The sequence below is a fragment of the Zoogloea sp. 1C4 genome (genome assembly GCF_009469605.1).
In the GTDB taxonomy this organism is placed as follows: domain Bacteria; phylum Pseudomonadota; class Gammaproteobacteria; order Burkholderiales; family Rhodocyclaceae; genus Zoogloea; species Zoogloea oryzae.
Genome location: NZ_SSXU01000028.1, coordinates 1 through 20288 on the forward strand (window position 1 = coordinate 1; position 20288 = coordinate 20288).

General features: G+C 65.9%; 24 protein-coding genes and 3 tRNA genes. 15 read left to right on the forward strand and 12 right to left on the reverse strand.

What is annotated here, in order from left to right; genetic code table 11:
- Positions 1 to 40: 40 nt before the first annotated feature.
- Positions 41 to 109 (forward strand): IS4 family transposase, encoded by a 69-nt coding sequence (locus GH681_RS24165; RefSeq protein WP_368666710.1) that lies wholly within the window; start codon positions 41 to 43, stop codon positions 107 to 109.
- Here the strand turns inward: GH681_RS24165 and GH681_RS20485 are convergent.
- Positions 82 to 339 carry a 2-phosphosulfolactate phosphatase gene (locus tag GH681_RS20485; RefSeq protein WP_153163406.1) on the reverse strand — a complete coding sequence of 86 codons (258 nt, stop codon included), beginning with the start codon at positions 337 to 339 and terminating at the stop codon, positions 82 to 84. The two genes, GH681_RS24165 and GH681_RS20485, sit on opposite strands and share 28 nt — an antisense overlap.
- A gap of 434 nt (positions 340 to 773) precedes the next feature.
- On the opposite strand from GH681_RS20485, the gene GH681_RS20490 reads away from it, so the two are divergent.
- The 10 genes from GH681_RS20490 to GH681_RS20535 all read left to right on the forward strand — a co-directional run bounded on the left by GH681_RS20490 (position 774) and on the right by GH681_RS20535 (position 10584).
- On the forward strand, positions 774 to 1739 hold the full coding sequence (locus tag GH681_RS20490; protein WP_153163407.1) for a TerC family protein: 966 nt from the start codon (positions 774 to 776) through the stop codon (positions 1737 to 1739).
- A 114-nt stretch (positions 1740 to 1853) separates the two neighbouring features.
- Positions 1854 to 3791, forward strand: coding sequence for a U32 family peptidase (locus tag GH681_RS20495; protein WP_153163408.1), 1938 nt, complete (start codon positions 1854 to 1856; stop codon positions 3789 to 3791).
- Positions 3792 to 3797: 6 nt separating this feature from the next.
- A complete protein-coding gene (locus GH681_RS20500) occupies positions 3798 to 4475 on the forward strand; it encodes a hypothetical protein (RefSeq protein ID WP_153163409.1) in 678 nt (225 codons plus the stop codon).
- Between the two features lie 7 nt (positions 4476 to 4482).
- A complete protein-coding gene (locus tag GH681_RS20505; RefSeq protein WP_153163410.1) occupies positions 4483 to 4740 on the forward strand; it encodes a hypothetical protein in 258 nt (85 codons plus the stop codon).
- Complete coding sequence (locus GH681_RS20510) at positions 4737 to 5123, forward strand: thioredoxin family protein (protein ID WP_153163411.1); 387 nt, start codon at positions 4737 to 4739, stop codon at positions 5121 to 5123. Before GH681_RS20505 ends, GH681_RS20510 begins: the two co-directional genes overlap by 4 nt.
- A 39-nt stretch (positions 5124 to 5162) precedes the next feature.
- Positions 5163 to 5573: an HIT family protein gene (locus GH681_RS20515; RefSeq protein ID WP_153163412.1), complete on the forward strand. Its 411-nt coding sequence runs from the start codon at positions 5163 to 5165 to the stop codon at positions 5571 to 5573.
- Between the two features lie 99 nt (positions 5574 to 5672).
- On the forward strand, positions 5673 to 7193 hold the full coding sequence (locus GH681_RS20520; RefSeq protein WP_194271300.1) for a mechanosensitive ion channel family protein: 1521 nt from the start codon (positions 5673 to 5675) through the stop codon (positions 7191 to 7193).
- 18 nt (positions 7194 to 7211) lie between these two features.
- Positions 7212 to 8228 carry a class I SAM-dependent rRNA methyltransferase gene (locus GH681_RS20525; protein ID WP_153163414.1) on the forward strand — a complete coding sequence of 339 codons (1017 nt, stop codon included), beginning with the start codon at positions 7212 to 7214 and terminating at the stop codon, positions 8226 to 8228.
- Positions 8229 to 8500: 272 nt separating this feature from the next.
- Positions 8501 to 9919 carry an AAA family ATPase gene (locus GH681_RS20530; protein ID WP_194271301.1) on the forward strand — a complete coding sequence of 473 codons (1419 nt, stop codon included), beginning with the start codon at positions 8501 to 8503 and terminating at the stop codon, positions 9917 to 9919.
- A 2-nt stretch (positions 9920 to 9921) separates the two neighbouring features.
- On the forward strand, positions 9922 to 10584 hold the full coding sequence (locus GH681_RS20535) for a DUF4276 family protein (protein WP_153163416.1): 663 nt from the start codon (positions 9922 to 9924) through the stop codon (positions 10582 to 10584).
- 62 nt (positions 10585 to 10646) lie between these two features.
- Here the strand turns inward: GH681_RS20535 and ylqF are convergent, their stop codons facing one another.
- Entirely contained in the window at positions 10647 to 11585 is a 939-nt protein-coding gene (gene ylqF / locus GH681_RS20540; RefSeq protein ID WP_153163417.1) for a ribosome biogenesis GTPase YlqF, read from the reverse strand.
- Between the two features lie 83 nt (positions 11586 to 11668).
- Here ylqF and GH681_RS20545 point away from each other — a divergent pair, with 83 nt between their 5' ends.
- Genes GH681_RS20545 through GH681_RS20555 form a run of 3 tightly spaced genes read left to right on the forward strand, consistent with a single transcriptional unit; the run spans position 11669 to position 13693 of the window.
- Positions 11669 to 12226 (forward strand): DUF1415 domain-containing protein, encoded by a 558-nt coding sequence (locus GH681_RS20545; RefSeq protein ID WP_153163418.1) that lies wholly within the window; start codon positions 11669 to 11671, stop codon positions 12224 to 12226.
- Positions 12219 to 13088, forward strand: a complete 870-nt coding sequence (locus GH681_RS20550) for an SAM-dependent methyltransferase (RefSeq protein WP_153163419.1) — start codon at positions 12219 to 12221, stop codon at positions 13086 to 13088. Before GH681_RS20545 ends, GH681_RS20550 begins: the two co-directional genes overlap by 8 nt.
- On the forward strand, positions 13082 to 13693 hold the full coding sequence (locus GH681_RS20555) for a hypothetical protein (protein ID WP_153163420.1): 612 nt from the start codon (positions 13082 to 13084) through the stop codon (positions 13691 to 13693). The genes GH681_RS20550 and GH681_RS20555 overlap by 7 nt, the downstream gene beginning before the upstream one ends.
- A 75-nt stretch (positions 13694 to 13768) precedes the next feature.
- Here the strand turns inward: GH681_RS20555 and GH681_RS20560 are convergent, their stop codons facing one another.
- The 7 genes from GH681_RS20560 to GH681_RS20590 all read right to left on the reverse strand — a co-directional run bounded on the left by GH681_RS20560 (position 13769) and on the right by GH681_RS20590 (position 18174).
- Entirely contained in the window at positions 13769 to 14263 is a 495-nt protein-coding gene (locus GH681_RS20560) for a DUF4124 domain-containing protein (RefSeq protein ID WP_153163421.1), read from the reverse strand.
- Between the two features lie 71 nt (positions 14264 to 14334).
- Positions 14335 to 14580 carry a YfhL family 4Fe-4S dicluster ferredoxin gene (locus GH681_RS20565; RefSeq protein ID WP_153163422.1) on the reverse strand — a complete coding sequence of 82 codons (246 nt, stop codon included), beginning with the start codon at positions 14578 to 14580 and terminating at the stop codon, positions 14335 to 14337.
- A gap of 25 nt (positions 14581 to 14605) precedes the next feature.
- The gene (locus GH681_RS20570) at positions 14606 to 15241 is read right to left on the reverse strand and encodes an MBL fold metallo-hydrolase (RefSeq protein ID WP_153163423.1); all 636 of its coding nucleotides are present in this window, start codon (positions 15239 to 15241) and stop codon (positions 14606 to 14608) included.
- A 49-nt stretch (positions 15242 to 15290) separates the two neighbouring features.
- Positions 15291 to 15590, reverse strand: a complete 300-nt coding sequence (locus tag GH681_RS20575; protein WP_153163424.1) for a cyd operon YbgE family protein — start codon at positions 15588 to 15590, stop codon at positions 15291 to 15293.
- 14 nt (positions 15591 to 15604) lie between these two features.
- Positions 15605 to 16234 carry a ubiquinol-cytochrome c reductase iron-sulfur subunit gene (gene petA / locus GH681_RS20580; RefSeq protein ID WP_153163425.1) on the reverse strand — a complete coding sequence of 210 codons (630 nt, stop codon included), beginning with the start codon at positions 16232 to 16234 and terminating at the stop codon, positions 15605 to 15607.
- Positions 16235 to 16440: 206 nt separating this feature from the next.
- Entirely contained in the window at positions 16441 to 17256 is an 816-nt protein-coding gene (locus tag GH681_RS20585; RefSeq protein WP_255425199.1) for an SLAC1 anion channel family protein, read from the reverse strand.
- 426 nt (positions 17257 to 17682) lie between these two features.
- A complete protein-coding gene (locus GH681_RS20590; RefSeq protein WP_153163426.1) occupies positions 17683 to 18174 on the reverse strand; it encodes a hypothetical protein in 492 nt (163 codons plus the stop codon).
- A gap of 237 nt (positions 18175 to 18411) precedes the next feature.
- Here GH681_RS20590 and GH681_RS20595 point away from each other — a divergent pair, with 237 nt between their 5' ends.
- Positions 18412 to 19761 (forward strand): sigma-54-dependent Fis family transcriptional regulator, encoded by a 1350-nt coding sequence (locus GH681_RS20595; protein ID WP_153163427.1) that lies wholly within the window; start codon positions 18412 to 18414, stop codon positions 19759 to 19761.
- A gap of 182 nt (positions 19762 to 19943) precedes the next feature.
- Here GH681_RS20595 and GH681_RS20600 read toward each other — a convergent pair.
- The 3 genes from GH681_RS20600 to GH681_RS20610 form a co-directional block, all read right to left on the reverse strand.
- Positions 19944 to 20019 (reverse strand) — tRNA-His (locus GH681_RS20600).
- Positions 20020 to 20069: 50 nt separating this feature from the next.
- Positions 20070 to 20143 (reverse strand) — tRNA-Arg (locus GH681_RS20605).
- A gap of 27 nt (positions 20144 to 20170) precedes the next feature.
- Positions 20171 to 20247: transfer RNA gene (locus tag GH681_RS20610), tRNA-Pro, on the reverse strand.
- Positions 20248 to 20288 lie beyond the last annotated feature (41 nt).

Sequence of the window (20288 nt, forward strand, 5' to 3'; positions counted from 1 at the left end):
CCGCCGGCACGACGGCGAGCCAGGCGCCAAAACCATCTGGCTGGGTCTCCAGGAGATCGCCGTCTTTGTAGAAGGCGCCCGCTATGCACGGCAGTTCGGGGAGGCGTGAGATGTGTGTAATGGGATGCCTTCGATCGCCCCCACCGACACCGCCCGATCGAGCTGCCCCGCCAGGACGATGCCGGCCGACACGCCTTCCACCGGATAAATCGCCGTCGCACCCCGGTGGAGCGCCACCGCGGCGGTGGTGAAGGAGCGCAGCACGTCGATGACGACCACCGTGTCGTGGGCGTCCGGCAGGTTCTGGAGGCGATTGAGAAATACACGCAAGAATTTCATGGTGGCGGCAGGGAATTGGGCGGGGCGACCGAGTGGGTTCATTCGGCGGAAACGCCCGTCAATGCTTGCGCTACGGGCTTTTCGACCTTAACCGCCCCCGCGCGCCGGCGCAAGAGGCCCGGCGTGGGCAGAACGCATTTCCCCTTGACCTGCGCAGTACCCACCCGCTAATCTTGAGAAGTCCCAAGGGGGAGTAGCTCTACCGCCGCGGCGTCGTCATCACGAAAGGTTGCAGGTTTGCCTTTCCGGCGCCCCGGGTTGTCGTCACCAGACGGCAGCGAGCAAGACCTTTGCCGCGATGGCGAAGGCATCCCCGCGAGAGTCACCTCTCAGGATTCAACGGCCCTTCGTCCTCGCTGGACAAAGGGCCGTTCCGTTTTCTGCCCCAGGCGGCGCGGAGCGGCGGATGCAATCCGGACTTGGAGACGTTTTTCATGGAATCAATCGGTACGTGGTGGATGTGGGCGGGCTTCTTCGGCCTTGTCCTGGTGATGCTGGCCATCGACCTGCTGGCGGTGGGCGGCGGGCGTCAGCATCGGGTTTCGTTCAAGGAGGCGGCCACCTGGTCGGGCATCTGGGTCGGCGTCACGCTGGCCTTCGCTGCGGCGTTGTGGGCCTGGCTGGATTCCACGGTGGGCCGGGATGTCGCCAACACCAAGGCGCTGGAGTTCCTCACCGGCTACCTGATCGAGAAATCCCTGGCGGTCGATAACGTCTTCGTGTGGCTGATGCTGTTCAGCTTCTTCGCGATTCCGCTGGAACTGCAGAAGCGCGTGCTCACCTTCGGCGTGCTGGGCGCGATCGTGCTGCGCACGATCATGATCTTTGCCGGCGCGTGGCTCATCACCCAGTTCCACTGGCTGCTGTACGTGTTCGGCGCCTTCCTGCTCGTCACCGGCGTCAAGATGTGGTGGTTCGCCGACGCCGAGCCCGATCTCGCCAACAACCCGCTGATCCGCTGGATCCGCAATCACGTGAAGGTGACCGACCGGCTCCACGGCGAGAGTTTCTTCATCACCCGCAAGGAAGCCGGCAAGGCGGTGCGCTACGTGACGCCGCTGTTTCTGGTGCTGGTGATGGTCGAGCTATCCGACGTGATCTTCGCGGTGGATTCGATCCCGGCGATCTTCGCGATCACCACCGACCCGTTCATCGTGCTCACCTCCAACCTGTTCGCGATCCTGGGCCTCAGGGCGATGTACTTCCTGATGGCCGGCATGGCCGACCGTTTCTCGCTGCTCAAGTATGGCCTGGCGCTGGTGCTGGTCTTCATCGGTGCCAAGATGCTGCTGGTGGATGTAGTGAAGATCCCGGTGGCGATCTCGCTGCTGGTGGTGGCGGTGCTGATCGGTGGCGCGGTGGTGTTGTCGCTGCGTCGCGAGAAGCGCAGCAAGGGCTGACCGAGGGCTGATTACCTCGACGCTGCACCGGTGGCGGGCGATAATGGCAGGTTGAAAAAAGCTGCCATTTGAGCGGCCCACGCCCGCCACCGGGCCCCCCAGGAGTAGCAAGTCATGACCCAATCCCGCAAGCAGCTCGAACTCCTCGCCCCGGCGAAGAACGCCGACATCGGCATCGAGGCTGTCAATCATGGCGCCGACGCCATCTACATCGGCGGCCCGGCCTTCGGGGCCCGCGCCAACGCCGAGAACACCGTCGCCGACATCGAGCGCCTCGCCCGCCACGCCCACCGCTTTGGGGCGCGGGTGTTCGTCACCTGCAACACCATCCTCCACGACGAGGAAGTGGCCAGCGCCGAGCGCCTGATCCGCCAGGTGCACGAAGCCGGCGCCGACGCGCTGATCGTCCAGGACATGGGCCTGCTGGAGCTCGACCTGCCGCCGATCCAGCTCCACGCCAGCACGCAAACCGACATCCGTCACCCCGAGAAAGCCCGCTTCCTGCAGGACGTGGGTTTCTCGCAGATCGTGCTGGCGCGGGAGATGACCCTCACCGAGATCAAGAAGGTCGCCGCCGCCACCGATTGCGCGCTGGAGTTCTTCATCCACGGCGCGCTGTGCGTGGCCTTCAGTGGCCAGTGCTACATCAGCCACGCCCACACCGGCCGCAGCGCCAACCGGGGCGAATGTTCGCAAGCCTGCCGTCTGCCCTACGACCTTGCGGACAAGGACGGCAACCTCGTCGCCAGCAACCAGCATCTGCTGTCCATGAAGGACAACAACCAGAGTGCCAACCTGCGCGCCCTGGCCGAGGCGGGCATTTCCAGCTTCAAGATCGAAGGCCGCTACAAGGACATGGCCTACGTCAAGAACATCACCGCCCACTACCGCCAGCTGCTCGACGAGATCATGGCGGATTCGCCGGAGTACAGCCGCACCTCCGCCGGGCGCAGCACCTTCCTGTTCCAGCCCCTGGCCGACAAAACGTTTAACCGCGGCGCCACCGATTACTTCGTCAATGGCCGCACGGCCGACATCGGCGCCTTCGATTCGCCCAAGTTCGTGGGCGAGCCGGTGGGCAGCGTGATCCGCCTGGACGGCAAGCAGCGCCGCCACTTCGACACCACCAGCGCGGTCGAACTCCACAACGGCGACGGCCTCACGTTTTATGACCGCAAGGGCGAGCTCGTCGGCCTGCGCGTGAACCGCGCCGAGAAGATCGGCGAGGATTTCCGCGTCCACTCCGCCGACGCGATCCCGGCCGAGCTCTTCCCCGGCACCGGTATCTTCCGTAACCGCGACCACGAGTTCGAGAAGATGCTCGAGAAGAAATCCGCCGAGCGCCGCATCGACGTGGATGTGGTCTTCGCCGAGACGCCCGACGGCTTCGCCCTCACCCTCACCGACGAAACCGGCATCCGCGTCACCGCCAGCCTGCCCCACGCCAAGGAGCCCGCCAAGGATGCAGACCGCGCCATCACCGGCCTGCGCGAAAGCCTCGGCAAGCTCGGCGCCACCATCTTCAGCGCGCGCCACATCGAACTGCAGCTCACCGAGGCCTGGTTCCTGCCCGCCGGCGCCATCAACGCCCTGCGCCGCGACGCCGCCGAACAGCTCGAAGCCGCCCGCATCGCTGCCCTGGCACCGCTGCCCCGCCGCGCGCCGGTCGAGCCGCCGGTGCAATACCCCGAAACCGAGCTCTCCTACCTCGCCAACGTGCTCAACCAGAAGGCGCGGGATTTCTACCACCGCCACGGCGTGCAGCTCATCGAGGCCGCCTACGAGGCCAACGAGCACCTGGACGACGCCTCGCTGATGATCACCAAGCACTGCCTGCGCTACAGCTTCAACCTGTGCCCGAAGGAAGTGAAGGGCATCAAGCCCGACCCGATGACCCTCATCAACGGCAAGGAAAAGCTCACCCTGCGCTTCGACTGCAAGCGCTGCGAGATGCATGTGGTCGGCCGCATCCGCAAGTCGGTGCTCGACATGCCGGCGGTGCCCGTGCAGTTCCACGCCAAGGTGCCCGACGGCTTCCACGCCCCCCACTGAGACCCCATGAAACTCGCCATCTCCCTCATCCTGCTGGCCCTCGCAGCGATCGTTGGCCCCGCCGTGTGGACCTTCACCCACCACTCGGGTAGCGCCGTGCCCAGCCGCGGCCTGCCCTGGCAGATCGAAACCCTGTCCAGCGGCGAATCCCGGGTCTTCGACCTCACCCTCGGGCGCAGCACCCTCGCCGACGCCCGCAAGCACTTCGGCCCCGAAATGCAGCTGGCGATCGTCGCCGAGCCCAACGAGGCCGGCAACGTGGAGGGCTACTACGAGAGCGTCACCGCCGGCTTCGTGGCGGGCAAGCTGATCGTCACCGCCGACCTGCCCGCTGCCACCATCGACGCCATGCGCGAACGCGCCCCCAAAACGGAATACATGCAGAGCACCACCCGCAAGGCGACCCTCGCCGAGGCCGACCTGGCCGCCGCGCTGGCCGCGCCGATCCGCGGGCTCGCCTTCATCCCGTCGGCCCAGCTCGACGAGGCGGTGATCCTCGAACGCTTCGGCCAGCCCGCCGAACGCATCCGCGTGAACGACCACGTGGAGCACCTGCTCTACCCCACCCGCGGGCTCGACGTGGTGCTCGACACCAAGGGCCGCGAGCTGCTGCAGTACGTCGCCCCGGCCCGTTTCGACGCCCTGCGCGCACCGCTCAAGGCGGTCGAGGGCCCCAAGCCCTGATCCGTCCGTGGCCAGCCAGCACATCGACCGCCGCCGCTGCCTGTCGTGCAACCGCTGGGGCGGCGAACGCCGGCCCGGCATTGAGCCCGACACCGTCGACTACGACGAGGACAACGACCGCGGCCTGTGCCAGGACGGCCCGTGGCACAACACCTCCCGCCGCGGCCCGCGCAACGCCTGCGGCCAGTGGATAAAATGGGTCGCGCTGGAAACCCCGGCCGCCCCCGATCAAGCCGACACCCCTGAGCCACCCGCCGCGCCATGAACCAATCGCCGGAACTCCTCGTCGCCTGCCTGTGCGCCGCCTGGTGCGGCACCTGCCGCGACTACCGCGACGGCTTCCACGCCCTCGCCGAACGCTTCCCCGACGCCCGCTTCCTGTGGCTCGACGTGGAAGACGAAGCCGACCTGCTGGACGACTACGACGTGGAGAACTTCCCCACCGTGCTCATCCAGCGCCGCGACACCGTGCTGTTCTTCGGCACCATGCTGCCCCACCACGACCTGCTCCAGCGCACCGTCGAGAGCTTCCGGTCCCTCTCACCGGACGAAAGCCACCGCTACGCCAACGCCGATCCCGAACGGCGCAGCTGGCAGACCGAACGCAACCTCGCCCGCGCCCTCGCCGAACGGGATTCCGCGGCCTAGAGTCCAATCACCATAACAACGACAACGGAGACAACACCCATGGACGACTGCATCTTCTGCCGCATCGTGAGAGGCGAACTGCCTGCATCCAAGATCCACGAAGACGAGCACACGATGTCCTTCATGAACATCATGGCGGCCCACCCCGGCCACGCGCTGGTGATCGTCAAGCCCCACCGCAAGGACATCTTCGAGCTGGACGACACCCTCTCCGCCGCCGTCTTCCAGGCCACGGCCAAGGTCGCCAAGGCGGTCAAGGCCGTCACCGGCTGCGATGGCGTCACCCTCTTCCAGGCCAACGAAGTGGCCGGCGGCCAGACCGTCTTCCACTTCCACATCCACGTCCTGCCGCGCTTCAACGACGACCACCTGCTGCCCTTCTGGCCCGCCGTCGCGCCCAACCGCGCCGATCTCGACGCCATGGCCGCCCGCCTCAGCGCGGCCCTCTGACGCGCCCGCTGCTCCACGTTTCGCGCCGGCCCCTACATGCGGGCCGGCGCGATCCGTATACCTGCTCATCTGCCCGCCGGAGCCGCCTCGCCCAATCCGATGCCCATCGCCTATCTCAGCCCCGAAGCCCCCTTCGCCATCCTGCTGATGCTCGTGATCGGGGTGCTGATTTTCAAGCCCCTCCACGCCTGGCGCCGCTCGCTGGTGAACACCGGCGTGTTCTTCCTCACCTGTCTGCTGGGCGATCTGGCGGCCGGCCTGCTCGAAGGCCACCTGCCCCAGGGCATGGTCCACTGGCTGCGCGAGATGGCCGTGTTTGGCGAAGGCCTGGCGGTGATCCGTTACCTGGGCCTGGCCTTCTTCAACGTGGTGATGCCGCGCATGCGCGTGCAGGTGGCCGGCATCCTCGCCGACATCCTGGTCATCATCACGTACGTGCTGTGGGGTTTCCTGCGGCTCAGCCTGGGCGGGGTCGAGTTCAGCCACCTGTTCGCCACCTCGGCGGTGCTCACCGCAGTGGTCGCCATCTCCATGCAGGACACCCTCGGCAACCTGCTGGGCGGCCTCGCGCTGCAGATGGACAACTCCCTCGAGATCGGCGACTGGATCGAGATCAACGACATCTCCGGCAAGGTCACCGACATCCAGTGGCGCTACACCGCCATCCTCACCCGTGACGGCGAGCGGGTCGTCATCCCCAACAGCCACCTGATGAAGAACCGCTATGCGGTGATCTGCAACAAGCGCCAGGGCGTGCCGCTGCAGCGCCGGATCGTCGGCTTCAACGTTGATCTGTCGGTAGCCCCTGCGCGGGTGACTGCAGCCGTGCTCCATGACATCGAGACCGCCCGCATCACCAACGTCAGCCTTGAACCCGCGCCCCTGTGCCTGCTGATGGATTTCGGCCCCGGTTTCGCCCGTTACCAGCTGCGCTACTGGCTGCTCGATCCGGGCCCCGACGAGGCCACCGACTCCGAAGTGCGCCGCCACATCCTCGCCGCGCTCCAGCGCGAGGGCATCCGCCTCGCAGTGGCCGACCAGACCATCCACCTGGTCGAGGAGAACAAGGCCCACCGGGAGGAAGTCCGCGCCCGCGAGCTCGAACGCCGGGTTGGCGCCATCTCGCGCATCGATCTTTTTGCCCGCCTGTCCGACGACGAGAAGCGCGAGCTCGCCCACCGCCTCATCGCCGCGCCCTTTGCCAAGGGCGACACCCTGTTCCGCCAGGGCGCGATTGCCCACTGGCTGTACATCATCGCCAGCGGCGAAGCCGAAGCCTGGTGGCAACCACCGGACGGCGGCCCCCAGCGCCTGATCGACACCCGCGGCCCCGGCAGCGTGTTCGGCGAGCTCGGCCTGATGACCGGCGCCCCGCGCCGCTCCACCGTCATCGCCATCTCCGACATCGAGGCCTACCGCCTCGACAAGGCCGGCTTCGAGCACATCATCCGCGCCCGCCCCGAGCTCGCCGAAGGCATCTCCACCATCCTCAACCGGCGCCTGTCCCGCTTCGACGATCTCGAAAAAGGCTACGCCAAGGACAAGCCCGGCGCAGAATTGCCCCCTTCGTCCGAAGTCGCCGTCCTGCGCAAGAAAATCCGAGAATTCTTCGGCCTCTGACCCTCACCCAGCCACCTGATGCCCGCCAACCTCACCGCAGCCCTCGCCCGCGCCCTCGAAGCCCGGCGCGATCTCCTCGCCCGCCTGGCCTCGGATCACACCGACGCCTTCCGGCTCTTCCACGGCACCGTCGAAGGCCACCCCGGCCTCACTGTCGATCGCTACGGCAGCATCATCCTCGTCCAGAGCTTCCACGATCCGCTCTCGCCGGCTGCGCTCGAAGCCCTCGAAGCCTTCTACGCCGACGCCTTCCCCGGCCTCGACCTGTTCTACAACGACCGCAGCCACGCCAACTCGCGCATCGCCAACCCGCTGCCGCCCGAGCGCCAGCTGGAGGCCGAGACGCGCCGGGAGTTCTCTGAGCTGGGCGTCAAATATTGGGTCCAGGCCCGCCACGCCGGGCAGGACCCGTGGCTGTTCCTCGACCTGCGCGCCGCCCGCCGCCGGGTGATGGCGGAAGCCGCCGGCAAGTCGGTGCTCAACGTGTTCGCCTACACCTGCGGCGTGGGCGTGGCCGCCGCCAAGGCCGGCGCGAGCCATGTGGTGAATGTGGATTTCGCCGAATCCAGCCTCGCCGTGGGCAAGGACAACGCCCGCCTCAACGACCTGCCGATCCGCGTGCGCTTCGTGAAGAGCGACGCCTTCGCCGCCCTGCGCCAGCTCGCCGGCATCGGCCAGCCGAAGATGGTCCGCGGCAAGCGCCTGCCGCCCTTCCCCGAGCTCGCGCCCCACCAGTTCGACGTGGTCTTCCTCGACCCGCCCCGCTACGCCAAGAGCGCCTTCGGCGTGGTCGATCTCATCAACGATTACCCCGCCCTCTTCAAGCCGGCGCTGCTGTGCACCAAGCCCGGCGGCACGCTGATCTGCTGCAACAACGTGGCGCAGGTGGACCGCGACGCCTGGGCCGAGCAGCTCACCCGCAGCGCCGCCAAGGCCGGCCGGCCGATCCGCGCGATGGAGTGGATCACCCCGGAAGAAGATTTCCCCAGCCCGGACGGCAAGCCGCCCCTCAAGATCCTGCTGATGCGGGTGTGAGTAAGTCCTCATTCCCAACGTCATCGATAATCTTTGATGGGGCGCAATAAGGCAGACGTGCGCCTCGCATCGGCATACTCATCGACAGCAACCAGAATCAGAATGATCGAACCTCCAAGGCCGCCATGGCACTTGGAGTACGAGGTCAGCCGCAGCCGCCCCCGACAAGCTGCGGTATCCTTCCGACCCTCTGCATCCATGATGACGCAGCACCAAAAGACCCAATCAGGACTCCGTGCAGGAGCCTAGGCACCAAAGAAAGGATTGTGACAATGCTGACCCGACTAGAGATCGATGGGTTCAAGACCTTCGAGAATCTCGCCATCGATCTGCTGCCTTTCACGGTAGTCCTCGGCACGAACGCCGCAGGAAAGAGCAATCTCTTCGATGCGATCCGCCTGCTTTCGCTGCTGGCAACTAAGGACGTCTCAGAAGCCATGAAAGAAATGCGAGGCGAGCCACTGGAGCTCTTCCGCCTGACTCCTAGCGGTCGCTGCAAGCAGATCAGGATGGCGGCTGAAGTACTTATTGATCCAAGTGCCCGAGACCCTTGGGGCAGCGAAGTCCGTCTGACGCACACACGTATCCGTTACCAAGTCACTCTTGAGCGTCGTCATATCCGACCGGGTATTGAACGCATCCAGATCGCACAGGAATCAGTAGAGCCGATCTTACGCAAGGACGACCGCTGGGCAGACGCCATGTCGCCCTCGAAATCGTTTCGCAGCAATTACCTCAAGTACCTCCGATCCAAACCTTGGCTAACTACCGAAGAACTGCCGGAAGGAATGGCCTTCAGTGTTCATCAGGACGGCAAGCAAGGTCGTAATCGGCCCGCCAGCGCCGCTGAAGCCACCGTCCTGTCCAGCATTACAAACGGCGAGTTTCCCCACCTGTTTGCCCTTCGTGAAGAGATGCGCCACTGGCGGCTGCTACAACTGGACCCTGCTCTGCTACGCAAGCCAGTGCCAGCAACCGCAGCGGACACACTTGACGCAGACGGAGCCAACCTCGCCGCTGTATTGGCACAATTGAAACTAGAGACAGCCACCCATCAGCGGCCGAGAGGTGTCTTGAACGACATTGCCGTTGAACTAAATCATCTTATCCCGGGCATTTCCAGCCTAGATGCAGAACTCGACTCGACCAGTCGGGAATATCGCATCGAACTCGCGATGCGCGATGGGCTCCCGTTCACGTCCCGCGTAGTTTCCGACGGAACACTACGTGTCCTCGCTCTATTAACCCTACTCCATGACCCGCGGCATCGAGGCCTCATCTGTTTCGAAGAGCCGGAGAATGGAGTGCATCCTGGACGCATTAGGCAGCTTGTCCGGCGCCTGCAGGATATGGTGACTAGCCCACAAGAATATTCGGCAGACGACGGTGTAGTCCCCCTCAGTCAGCTTCTCCTCAACAGCCATTCACCTGTAGTGCTGTCGTCACTGATTGACGAAGACAACGCTCCCATCGGCGGCGCGATTCTGTTCGCTGACACAGCCACGGTGAGCGATCCGCAACGACAGGAAATACGACGAAAGACCCGGTTACGGCCCGTAAGACCAAAACAACAGGGAATGAAACGAAAAGGAGATCAAGGCGACCTGTTTTCTGACGATGCAGTGCCTCAAGGTTTTGTCTCTGATCTAGAGGTCAAGCGGGTTCTCGAGACCGTCAGTGGTGAGGGGTGAAGATGCATTATCTCGGACTCGCTCTCTATGCCGAGGGCCCGACGGACTACTACTTTCTTCGCCCTCTCTTACAACGCCTTTGCGAAGATATCTGCGCAAGGGAATCTCGGCAACCGGTTGAGTTCAGCGCAGTGCTCGAACTCGACGATCCGCCACAGCTTAAAAATGCGTCCCGTGATGTTCGCATCCTCGGCGCAGCAGAAGCAGCTCGTGGCGCTTGGCAAGTCCTTTTCGTACATTCGGACGGTGAAACGGCGCCTGCAAAAGTTAGAGCGGAGCGTACGGAGCCCGCAATTGCACTTCTGCACCAAACCTTTGGTGAGGCTCATGCAGGTGTCGCAGTAATACCGATCCGCGAGACAGAGGCTTGGGCGATGTTTGATACAGACGCCGTCCGTGAAGTATTTGGTACCACGCAGACCGCCGGGGATCTGGGCTTGCCCCTCGCCGCCGCAGCAGCTGAGGCAGCATCAGATCCGAAACGAACTCTTGACGACGCATTTCTTGCGACGAAGCCCTCCGGCCGCCGAAGGAAACAGGGCGTTTCACCTATGTTGAATGCTCTTGGAGAACAAGTTTCGTTGCAGCGCCTGCGAGAGCTGCCTAGCTTCCAAAGCCTTGAAACCGAACTCCGGCAGGCGCTTCAGTACATGCGGATTCTCTGACCGTACCGCGCGAGGATCAAGAGCGAAGCCACCGCATCGATGCCTCGCTCGCTGCCCTCGTCTCATGATGTGACGTCGTCCGGCTCCGCATCATCCACCTCGCCAGCCGCCTTGGCCGCCGCCTTCGCGGCCATCGCCTCGGCGTGGGCTTCCAGCATCAGCTTGCGGGTTTCCGGCGATTCCAGGCTCACCCGGCCGATGGCGCCGTCGCGGTAGTCCTGCAGCAGGATCAGCGAGGCCTTCTCGATGTCCAGCCCGCCGCCCTTGAGCAGGCAGCCGCGGCGACGGGCGATGGCTTCCACCAGCCCCGGGCCGTCCAGCCCGTCCACCGGAATCTTGTAGCGCGCCGCCACCAGCGCCGGGTAGCGGGCCAGCAGCACGTCGCCCAGGAAGTTGGCCACCGCTTCGTCGATCACCGCGTTGCGGCCGATGGCGTGGCTCGCCGCCAGCATGTAGCCGTCCGAGTCGAACTCGATCTTCGGCCACATCATCCCCGGCGTGTCGATCAGCGACGCGGTGGGCGACAGATCCAGCGCCTGCTGGCTCTTGGTGACAGCCGGCTCGTCCCCCACCTTGGCCACCTTTTTCTTGAGCAGGGCGTTCATCAGCGTGGACTTGCCCACGTTGGGGATGCCCATGATCATCATCCGCAGCGGCTTGAGCCGATCGTTGCGGTGAGGCGCCAGCGGCCGGCACAGGCCCACCACCTTGGCCACGTCGCCGGGCTTCTTGCACGACAGCGCCACCGCCGTCACGCCCTTCTGGGCGTTGTAGTACGCCAGCCAGCGGGCGGTGACGTCCGGATCGGCCAGGTCGGCCTTGTTCAGAATCTTCAGGCAGGGCCGCTGACGATGGACGCGCAGCTCGCGGATCATCGGGTTGCTGCTCGCCTCGGGCAGGCGCGCATCGAGCACCTCGATGACCACGTCGATGCGTTCCATGCTCTCCGCCGCCTTCTTGCGGGCGGAAGTCATGTGTCCGGGAAACCACTGGATAGCCATGGGCGTGCGTTGAATCAATGAAAACCCGTCATTATCAGGGCAAAATGGCGACCCTCGAAGGAAACTCTGCCCGAAAGCACCCCATGGACCACGAACAAGTCATTGCTGAAACCCGCGACTGGATCGAAAAGGCCGTCATCGGCCTCAACCTGTGCCCGTTTGCCAAGTCGGTCTACGTGAAGAATCAGGTGCGCATCGTGGTGAGCAGCGCCCGCCACATCGACGCTTTCCTCGAGGATCTCGACCGCGAGCTCGATCACCTGGCCGAGGTCGATCCCGAAGTCACCGACACCACGCTGCTGATCCACCCTACGCTGTTCGCCGACTTCCTCGACTTCAACGACGTGCACCAGATCGCCGACGAAGCCGTGACCGAGCACGAGCTCGAAGGCGTGATCCAGATCGCCAGCTTCCACCCCCAGTTCCAGTTCGAGGGCACCGAGCCCGACGACATCACCAACTACACCAACCGCGCACCCTACCCCACGCTGCACCTGATCCGCGAGGCCAGCCTCGACAAGGCCGTCGAGGCCTTCCCCGACGCCGAGATGATCTACGAGCGCAACATGGAAACCCTCAGCAAGATGGGCATCGCCGGCTGGATGGCGCTGGGCATGGCCCACACCAAGCGCAATGGCTAAGCGCAGCCCCGGCCCGGGCGCCGCGCCGGCCCCCGCCAAGCCCGCCCAGCACCCGGAGATCCGTGAAGGCCAGTCGATCGAGCTGCTCAAGGAGCTCCACATCCTCACCCGCGACGGCCAGCTCAACCAGGACAGCCGGCGCAAGCTCAAGCAGGTCTATCACCTCTACCAGTTCATCGAGCCGCTTCTCGACGAAGTGATCGCCGCTGGCGGCGAACTCACCCTCGCCGACCACGGCGCCGGCAAGTCCTACCTGGGCTTCATCCTCTACGACCTGTTCCTCAAGGCGCGGGACGCGGGCACCGTGTACGGCATCGAAACCCGCCGCGAGCTGGTCGAGCGCTCCCGCGAGCTCGCCGAAAAACTGGATTTCCCGCGGATGCAGTTCCTCGATCTGTCGGTCGAGGAATCCACCCGCTCCAGCCTCCTGCCCGAGCGCATCGACGTGGTGACCGCGCTCCACGCCTGCAACACCGCCACCGACGACGCGATCCAGTTCGCCCTCGCCAAAGAGGCCAAGTTCGTGGTGCTGGTGCCCTGCTGCCAGGCCGAAGTCGCCAGCGTGCTGCGCAAGAACAAGAACGCCAGCTTCGGCAAGACGCCGCTGTCCGAGATCTGGCGGCACCCTATCCACACCCGCGAATTCGGCAGCCAGCTCACCAACGTGCTGCGCTGCCTGCAGCTCGAAGCCCACGGCTACCAGCTCACGGTGACCGAGCTCGTCGGCTGGGAGCACTCCATGAAGAACGAGCTGATCATCGCCAAGCGTACCGGCCAGCCCCGCAAGAACGCCATGGAACGCCTTGAGGCGATCCTCGACGAGCTCAACCTGGGCGAACTGCGGAGCCGCTTCGCGTGCTGAGCACCATCCTCGCCGCGGCCGCGGCGCTGGCCCTGGCGCCGCGCCTGCCCCGCCTGCGCCAGCGCTACGACGACACCGCGCTGGCGCCCATCGACGGCGCCGCCGACCGCCGCGACAACCCGGCCCTCACGCGCCAGCTCGCCGACTGGGCTGCCCAGGGCGCCGGCAACGGCGCGACGCTGCTGCCGTGGGCTCGCCCGAAGGTGCCGGTGCCGCTTGCCATCGCCCGCGTTGCCGCCAGCGAAGCCACCGCCGTACGCCACTTCGGCTACCGCCTCGCCGGCTATCACCAGCTGGACGAGCGCAGCCGGCTGGGCGGCATCCTCTACCGCATCGGTGTGCAGCTGCGTCCGCTGGCGTGGTGCCTGCCCCGCCGCGCCGACGAACCGTGGGACGACGCCTGGCTCGGCACCGCCGACGCGCCCCGGCTCGCCGCCCTTTCCCGCTGGCTGCCGCGCCGGCCGACGCTGATCGTGGTGGCCGACGCCCGGCTCGCGGCGCCACTCGAAGCCGCCCTCGCCCACGCCACACACAACGGCGACCAGCCGGTGCGCCTGCTGGTGCTCGATCCCACCGTCCCGCCCGGACAAGTGCTCACGGCCTGAAAAACCCATCCGGCGATTCGACGCAAAAACGGCAACAATGCGCACCGCACTGTTGCCGTTTTTAATACAAATGAACTACCGGAAGGGATAGGAGCGCATCGGCTGCGGCCGCTCGGGCTCGGGCGGCTTGATGACCGGCCGGGGCGGCACCACCTGGATCGGCGGCACGTAGCGGCGGACCACCGGCTGGGTCACACTCCAGCGCTCCTGCTCCTCCCGCAGGCTCTCCTGGCGCGCCTGGCGCTGCTGGGCGGCAAGCTCGGCAGCACGCTCGGCTTCCTGACGGCGCTCGCGAGCGGCCCGTTCGGCGGACTGACGGGCCTCCAGCGCCCGGGCGTCCTCCACGACCCGCTCGCTGCGGCGGCGCGCCTCCATCTCTTCCCGGTACGAGAGCCGTGGCGGCGTCTCGATCCGCTTGGCCTGGGTCGTGCCCCCGGCGCAGGGGCCATCGGTGTAGGTCACGCTGCCATCGGTACCCACACATTTGTTCACCGCCAACGCCGGCGCAGCCATCGCGCCCAGCGCAACAGCCAGCACGATCATCCGGCTGCGTAATTCCAGACTGTCCATCTTGCTGCTCTCTCCAGGCTACCCTGCCTGAAGCGTAGCAAATCGGCCGCCGGACGACGGCAAAATCGTGCTCAGGCGGCGAGACGCTCGAACTTGGCCATCAGCTCGGCGCGGGATTCCACGTGGGCGTCGTCGTGGACGATGCAGTCCACCGGGCAGATCTGGACGCATTGCTCTTCGTCGAAGTGGCCGACACATTCGGTACACCGCGCCGGGTCGATGGTGTAGATGTCGTCGCCCTGGGCGATGGCTTCGTTGGGGCACTCGGGCACGCACACGTCGCAGTTGATGCAGCCTTCGGTGATGAGGAGGGACATGGGTTTTCTCCGCTGTGGATGGATTTCAGTGGTGAAGCGGCGCGGCCCCGACGAACGCCGGCCGGGCCAAGGCCTCCTGCTGCCGGGCCCGGAAGGCGGCCACGAAGGCATCCCGCGAACGGGCCAGAAAGTAGGGATTGCGGCGGCGCTCCTCGCCGATGGTCGAGACGGTGCGACCGTGAAAATCGTGGCCAGGAAACACCAGCACCTCGTCCGATAGCACAAAGAGGCGGGTGACGACCGAGTCGTAGAGCCGGCCCGGATCGCCCTCGCCGGTCTCGGCCCGGGTGCAGCCGCCCAGCTCCAGCGCATCGCCGCAGAACAGCCGGTCGTGCCACAGGAAGCTCACGCTGGCCGGCGTGTGGCCCGGGGTGGCGATCACCCGGATGGCTTCGTTGCCGAAATGCAGCATCTCGCCGTCGATGGCCTGGCGGAAGCCGTCGCCGGCGTTTGGCACAGCGCCGGCCACCACCACCGTGCCGGGGTAGGGATCGGCCAGCCCGTCCAGCGCCGGGCAGTGGGCGTGGGTGAGCAGCACCAGCGCCAGTTCGAGCCGGCGCTCGGCCAGCAGCGCCTTGAAGACCAGCGCCTGGCACGGATCGGGGTTGGGGTCGATGAGCACCGCCTGCCCGCTGGACGGGTCGGCGATCAGATAGCTCATCGCGGCGCTGCAGGGATCGAAGAATTGCCGGAAGTACATCGCAACACCCTCAGTGGCTGGCAATCTGCAGCAGGGACAGCACCAGCGCCAGCAGACAGGCCTCGCTCGACAGCAGGCCACGCAGCACCCGCTGCCGGGGCACCAGGCTCAGGCCGCTGGCAAAGCCGGCGACCATCGCCCACAACAGCACCCCCGCCGCCAGCGGGTCGGCGCCGCCCCAGCGGTCCATCGCCACACGGGGAAAAAGCACCAGCAGCAACGCCAGCACCACGCCGGTGGCGAGCGACAGGATGCGGAACCCCGGGTCGGGATGGTCCGACGCAGGATGGTCCAGATCGTGTCTGCTCATGATTGCGCTCCCGGTCAGGCCGCGCCGGAGTCGTCCGCGCCGATCAGCAGACGCGCGTCCGACAGATATTTGTGAGGCGGCACCTCGAGGTTGGTGGGCGCCGGCTTGCTCTTGAAGACCCGCCCGGCAAAGTCGAAGGTGGAGCCGTGGCACGGGCACAGAAAGCCGCCGGGCCAGTCGGCGCCGAGGGCCGGGTTGCCGGCCTGGAAGGCGCTCGACGGCGAGCAGCCCAGATGGGTGCAGATGCCCACCGCCACGAAGAGCTCGGGCTTCAGCGAGCGATGGGCGTTGCGGGCGTATTCGGGCTGCTGGGCGTCCACCGTTGATCCCGGGTCGGCCAGATTGGGCTCGGCCTTGGCCAGCGCCGCCAGCATCTCGGGCGTGCGGCGCAGGATCCACACCGGTTTGCCGCGCCACTCGACGACCATCATCTCGCCCGGGGCGAGCTTGTCGATATCCACCTCAACCGGCGCCCCGGCGGCCTTGGCCCGCTCGGACGGCGTCAGGCTGGCGACGAAGGGCACAGCCGCACCCACCGCCAGCGCCCCGCCGGCACCGGCGGTGGCGATCAGCAGGGATCGGCGGGAAGGGTTGCACGGTGCACCGACGCTACAGCCGGCAGGGGACAGGTTATTGCTGGACATGGGGTTCTCTCCGTTGGGGGCTCGCGGGACAAGCGGAGCCTCTGTGATGTCAGGCTGGACATATCAACATCCGTGCCAGCCCACCCAAGAATAAAACCACCCAATAAATCAACACCTTGAAGAATCAACCCGCCTTGCAGAGGGTACGGGCTCTGCCACCTGATCTGCCAGCACCCCTGCCATGACAGCCGACACTGTCAGCCAGCTCACTCTCCGGCGATGAGCTCACCTGCGACCGCCGCCCGCACGGTTCGCACCGCAAGCAGCGCGATGACCACACTGGTCACCCCCAGGAGGCCGCTGCCCAGCCAGACGAAGAAATCCAGCCCGGAGAGCTCCGCCATCCGCAGCGTGGCCGTCGTGAGCGCGGCCAACGGAAACGAGTACGCCCAGGCCGACACGAAGAACGGCAGCCGGTAGAAACGCAGCGCATTGCTTGCCAGCAGGAGCGCCAGAAACAGCGCCGTGTAATACAGGACGCGGGCAAAGGCATCGAGTCCGCCGGTCAGCCCGGTATAGGCCACAAAGCCCACCGACGGCGGGGCCAGCAGGATGAACAGGGTCGGGGTGAGACGCAGGGCCAGCGGCGCATGGAAGAAAAGCCGGTACATCACCACCGCCAGCAGCACGATCCAGAACACCAGCCCGATGCTGAAGAAGAACCACGACAACTCCAGCGGCGCAAAATGCACGCCGCCCAACGGCACGATGATGTTGCCCACCACCGGGATGAACCACGCCGGGTTGAGATGCTGCACCTCGAAGTGGGTATGGTGGATCCAGGCGCTCATCGTGATCAGCGTGAGCGCCAGATGCAGCGCAGCACCAACCACCCACACCCCGCTGGCGAACGCCGGCACCACCGGTTGCCAGGCGACACCGAGCAGCAGGATGCCGATCGAAATAGTGGGCACGAAGTTCATCTTCACCGGATGCGCCCGCTCGGCATGCACCGCATCCGGATGACGCAGCCATTTGACGAGGTAGGCGAAGGCCACCACGACAAACACGGCACTCGCCACCCAGACCAATCCCTGCCCAACGGCTGCCGGCCAGCCAAGCAGGCGGGCGGGCAGCCTTCTGCCAAGCCAGGGCCAGACCGGCAATGCCCATCACGGTGGAAAACAGCGCCACCGGCAGGTGGGCGAGGGAGTGGGATGGTGCAGCAGCTTGATTTATGGGCGTGGGCTCGATGGATGGCAACTCAGTCGGGTTCATGGCGATACATCTCTTCCGGATTCATCTTCGGGCGTGGCGACAGGCCGCTGTTGTGCCAGCCTTTCAGCAGACGGGAACCCGTCTGAAATTACGGCCAGGTCCGCGGTGACTCCGCTCGGCCTGGATCTGAGGCGCGAAGTCGGAGTTTTGCACCAACCGGAGCACCCCGCGCCGCATGTCCCAGCCGGTGCGAACAGGATTTCCAGCGCATGGCAGGGCTCCGCAAAACGCTACTGAAGGCCAAGGACCGACCTGAGCTGCACCTCGTCGCTGGCGAAATCGATGCGATCGACCCGCCCCTCGGACAGCCGGATCACCGACACCGCGCCGCGCTGACGTGGCACATCGGCCAGCAGCGACGCGTCCCGCGCGAGCCCCACCCGGAAAGGCAGCGCGCGCAGGGCAGGCAGCGCGAACATGCGGGTGATCACCGCGGGCATCGCGCTGATGTCGGCCAGATAGGCCGCCTGCAGCCGATCCAGCACGCCAGCAGGCTGAGCCGCCAGCAAGGCGTTGGCAAGATCACTCGCCGTCTTGTCAGCGGCAAAAAGCACCACCCGCGTCCCAGCCGGCACCGCCAGCACCTTGCCGTGCTGATCCTCCAGGTTCAGCACCGGAAAAACCGCACCAGGGGCGAGCGGCGCAGCCATGGCCTCCATGCCAAGCAGCAGCGCACCCAGCACGAACAGCGCCCGAAACGATCGAAACAAGCGGGTCATCATCAAACGGCTCTCCTCTTGAGGGCAGATGAAAGGGGTTGGATCAGCAACGCCATAGCCTGCCGCCTTTCACCCCCGATGTGCAAACCCAATCAAGCCCCGTGCCAACCCGCGCCGGGCCCGGAAATCCCTTTTTTCACAGTCACCTGCTGGGCGCCGCGGAATCTCCGCGATGACACCGATTGACCGCCAGACACCGCCATGACAGCATCTGGCAGTCTACTTGGCAGAAGCCTCCCCATGACCGCCAGCGTCCATCCCCTGCCCGAGCTCGTCTCCTTTCTGGATTCCCTGCCCGAGCCCCACATCCTGTGCGACCGCAGCTACCGCATCCTGGCGGCCAACGCGGCCTACCGGGCCAATTGCGGGCGGCCGGAGGATCTCATCGGGCGCAAGTGCTACGAGGTCTCGCACCGCTACCCGGTGCCCTGCGACCAGGCCGGCGAATCCTGCCCGCTGGCGCGCAGCCTGATCTCCGGCCAGCGGGAGCGGGTCGTCCATCTGCACCACACCTCGTCTGGCGAGAGCTACGAGAACATCGAGCTGTCGCCGGTACGCGACGCCCAGGGCGAGATCGCCTACTTCATCGAAAAGCTCGAACCGCTGCCGGTGGCCCGCGGGTTTGCCGACGACAAGGGTCTGATCGGCCGCTCCCAGGCCTTCCGGGCGATGCTCGAGCTGGTCGCCCGGGTGGCGCCGTCGGAAGCCACCGTGCTCCTGCAGGGCGAATCCGGCACCGGCAAGGAACTCGCCGCCAAGGCCATCCACGACGCCAGCCGGCGCGCCGACCGGCCCTTCGTCGCGGTGGATTGCTCCGGCCTTACCGAGACGCTCTTCGAGAGCGAACTCTTCGGCCACGAGAAGGGTGCCTTCACCGGCGCCAACACCCGCAAGATCGGGCTCGTCGAAGCCGCCAGCGGCGGCACGCTCTTCCTCGACGAGATGGGCGACATCCCGCTCACCATGCAGGTCAAGCTGTTGCGCCTGCTGGAAACCGGCACCTACCGGCGGGTAGGCAGCACCGAGCTCATCCGGGCCGACATCCGGCTGATCTCCGCCACTCACCGCCCGCTGAAAGCCCTCGTCGAGAACGGCCAGTTCCGCCAGGATCTGTTCTACCGGGTCAACGCCTTCCCGATCGGCCTGCCGCCCCTGCGCAACCGCCGCGACGACATCCCGCTGCTGGCCGAGGTGCTCCTCGGCCGCGTGGCGCCGGAGCGCAAGCTGCGCATCGCGCCCGAAGCGCTGGCCAGCCTCGTCGCCTACGACTACCCGGGCAATGTGCGCGAGCTGCGCAACATCCTCGAACGGGCCAGCCTGCTGTGCGACGGCGACACCATCATGCCGAACCACCTGCCCGACGAACTCCTGCAGCCCGCCGCCACCGCCATGGGTGACGACCTCACTCGCGGCAACCTGCCGGCAGCGCCCGCCCTCACGCCCGAAACCGCCGCGCCCAGCGACGAGGAAATCGCCGCCGCCCTGCGCAACCACACCGGCTCACGCAAGGCGCTGGCCACGCGGCTGGGCATCAGCGAGCGCACGCTCTACCGGCGGATCAAGGGACTGGAAGCGGAAGAGGGAGGCTGAAACCATGGCGTCGCATCGGGCAACGGTGCGAAACAGCCCCCGCGCGGCGTCGTTGTTGCGACGCCTGTCACCCGGCGGTCACCGAAGACCGCCTGAATCCGGTCAGGCGAGAAGACACACGGGAAGACGGCAGCGCCGAAAAGCAGAAAGCCCCGATTTCTCGGGGCTTTCGCTGTATTGCTTGGGGCGACATACCGGGATCGAACCGGTGACACCTGGAATCACAATCCAGTGCTCTACCAACTGAGCTAATGCCGCCACTGAAGGTCATCGACTTGCGTCGCCAACCAGAAACCAAATTGTCTGAGCCTGCCCGACAGGAATCGAACCTGTAACCCCCGGCTTAGAAGGCCGGTGCTCTATCCAGTTGAGCTACGGGCAGATCGCCGCGGGCACCCGGGTCAAGCTTTGGTCGGGGTGGAGAGATTCGAACTCCCGACATCTTGCTCCCAAAGCAAGCGCGCTACCGGACTGCGCTACACCCCGAGAGGCGCGAATAATACATAGCCTCTTCCTATCAGTCAAAC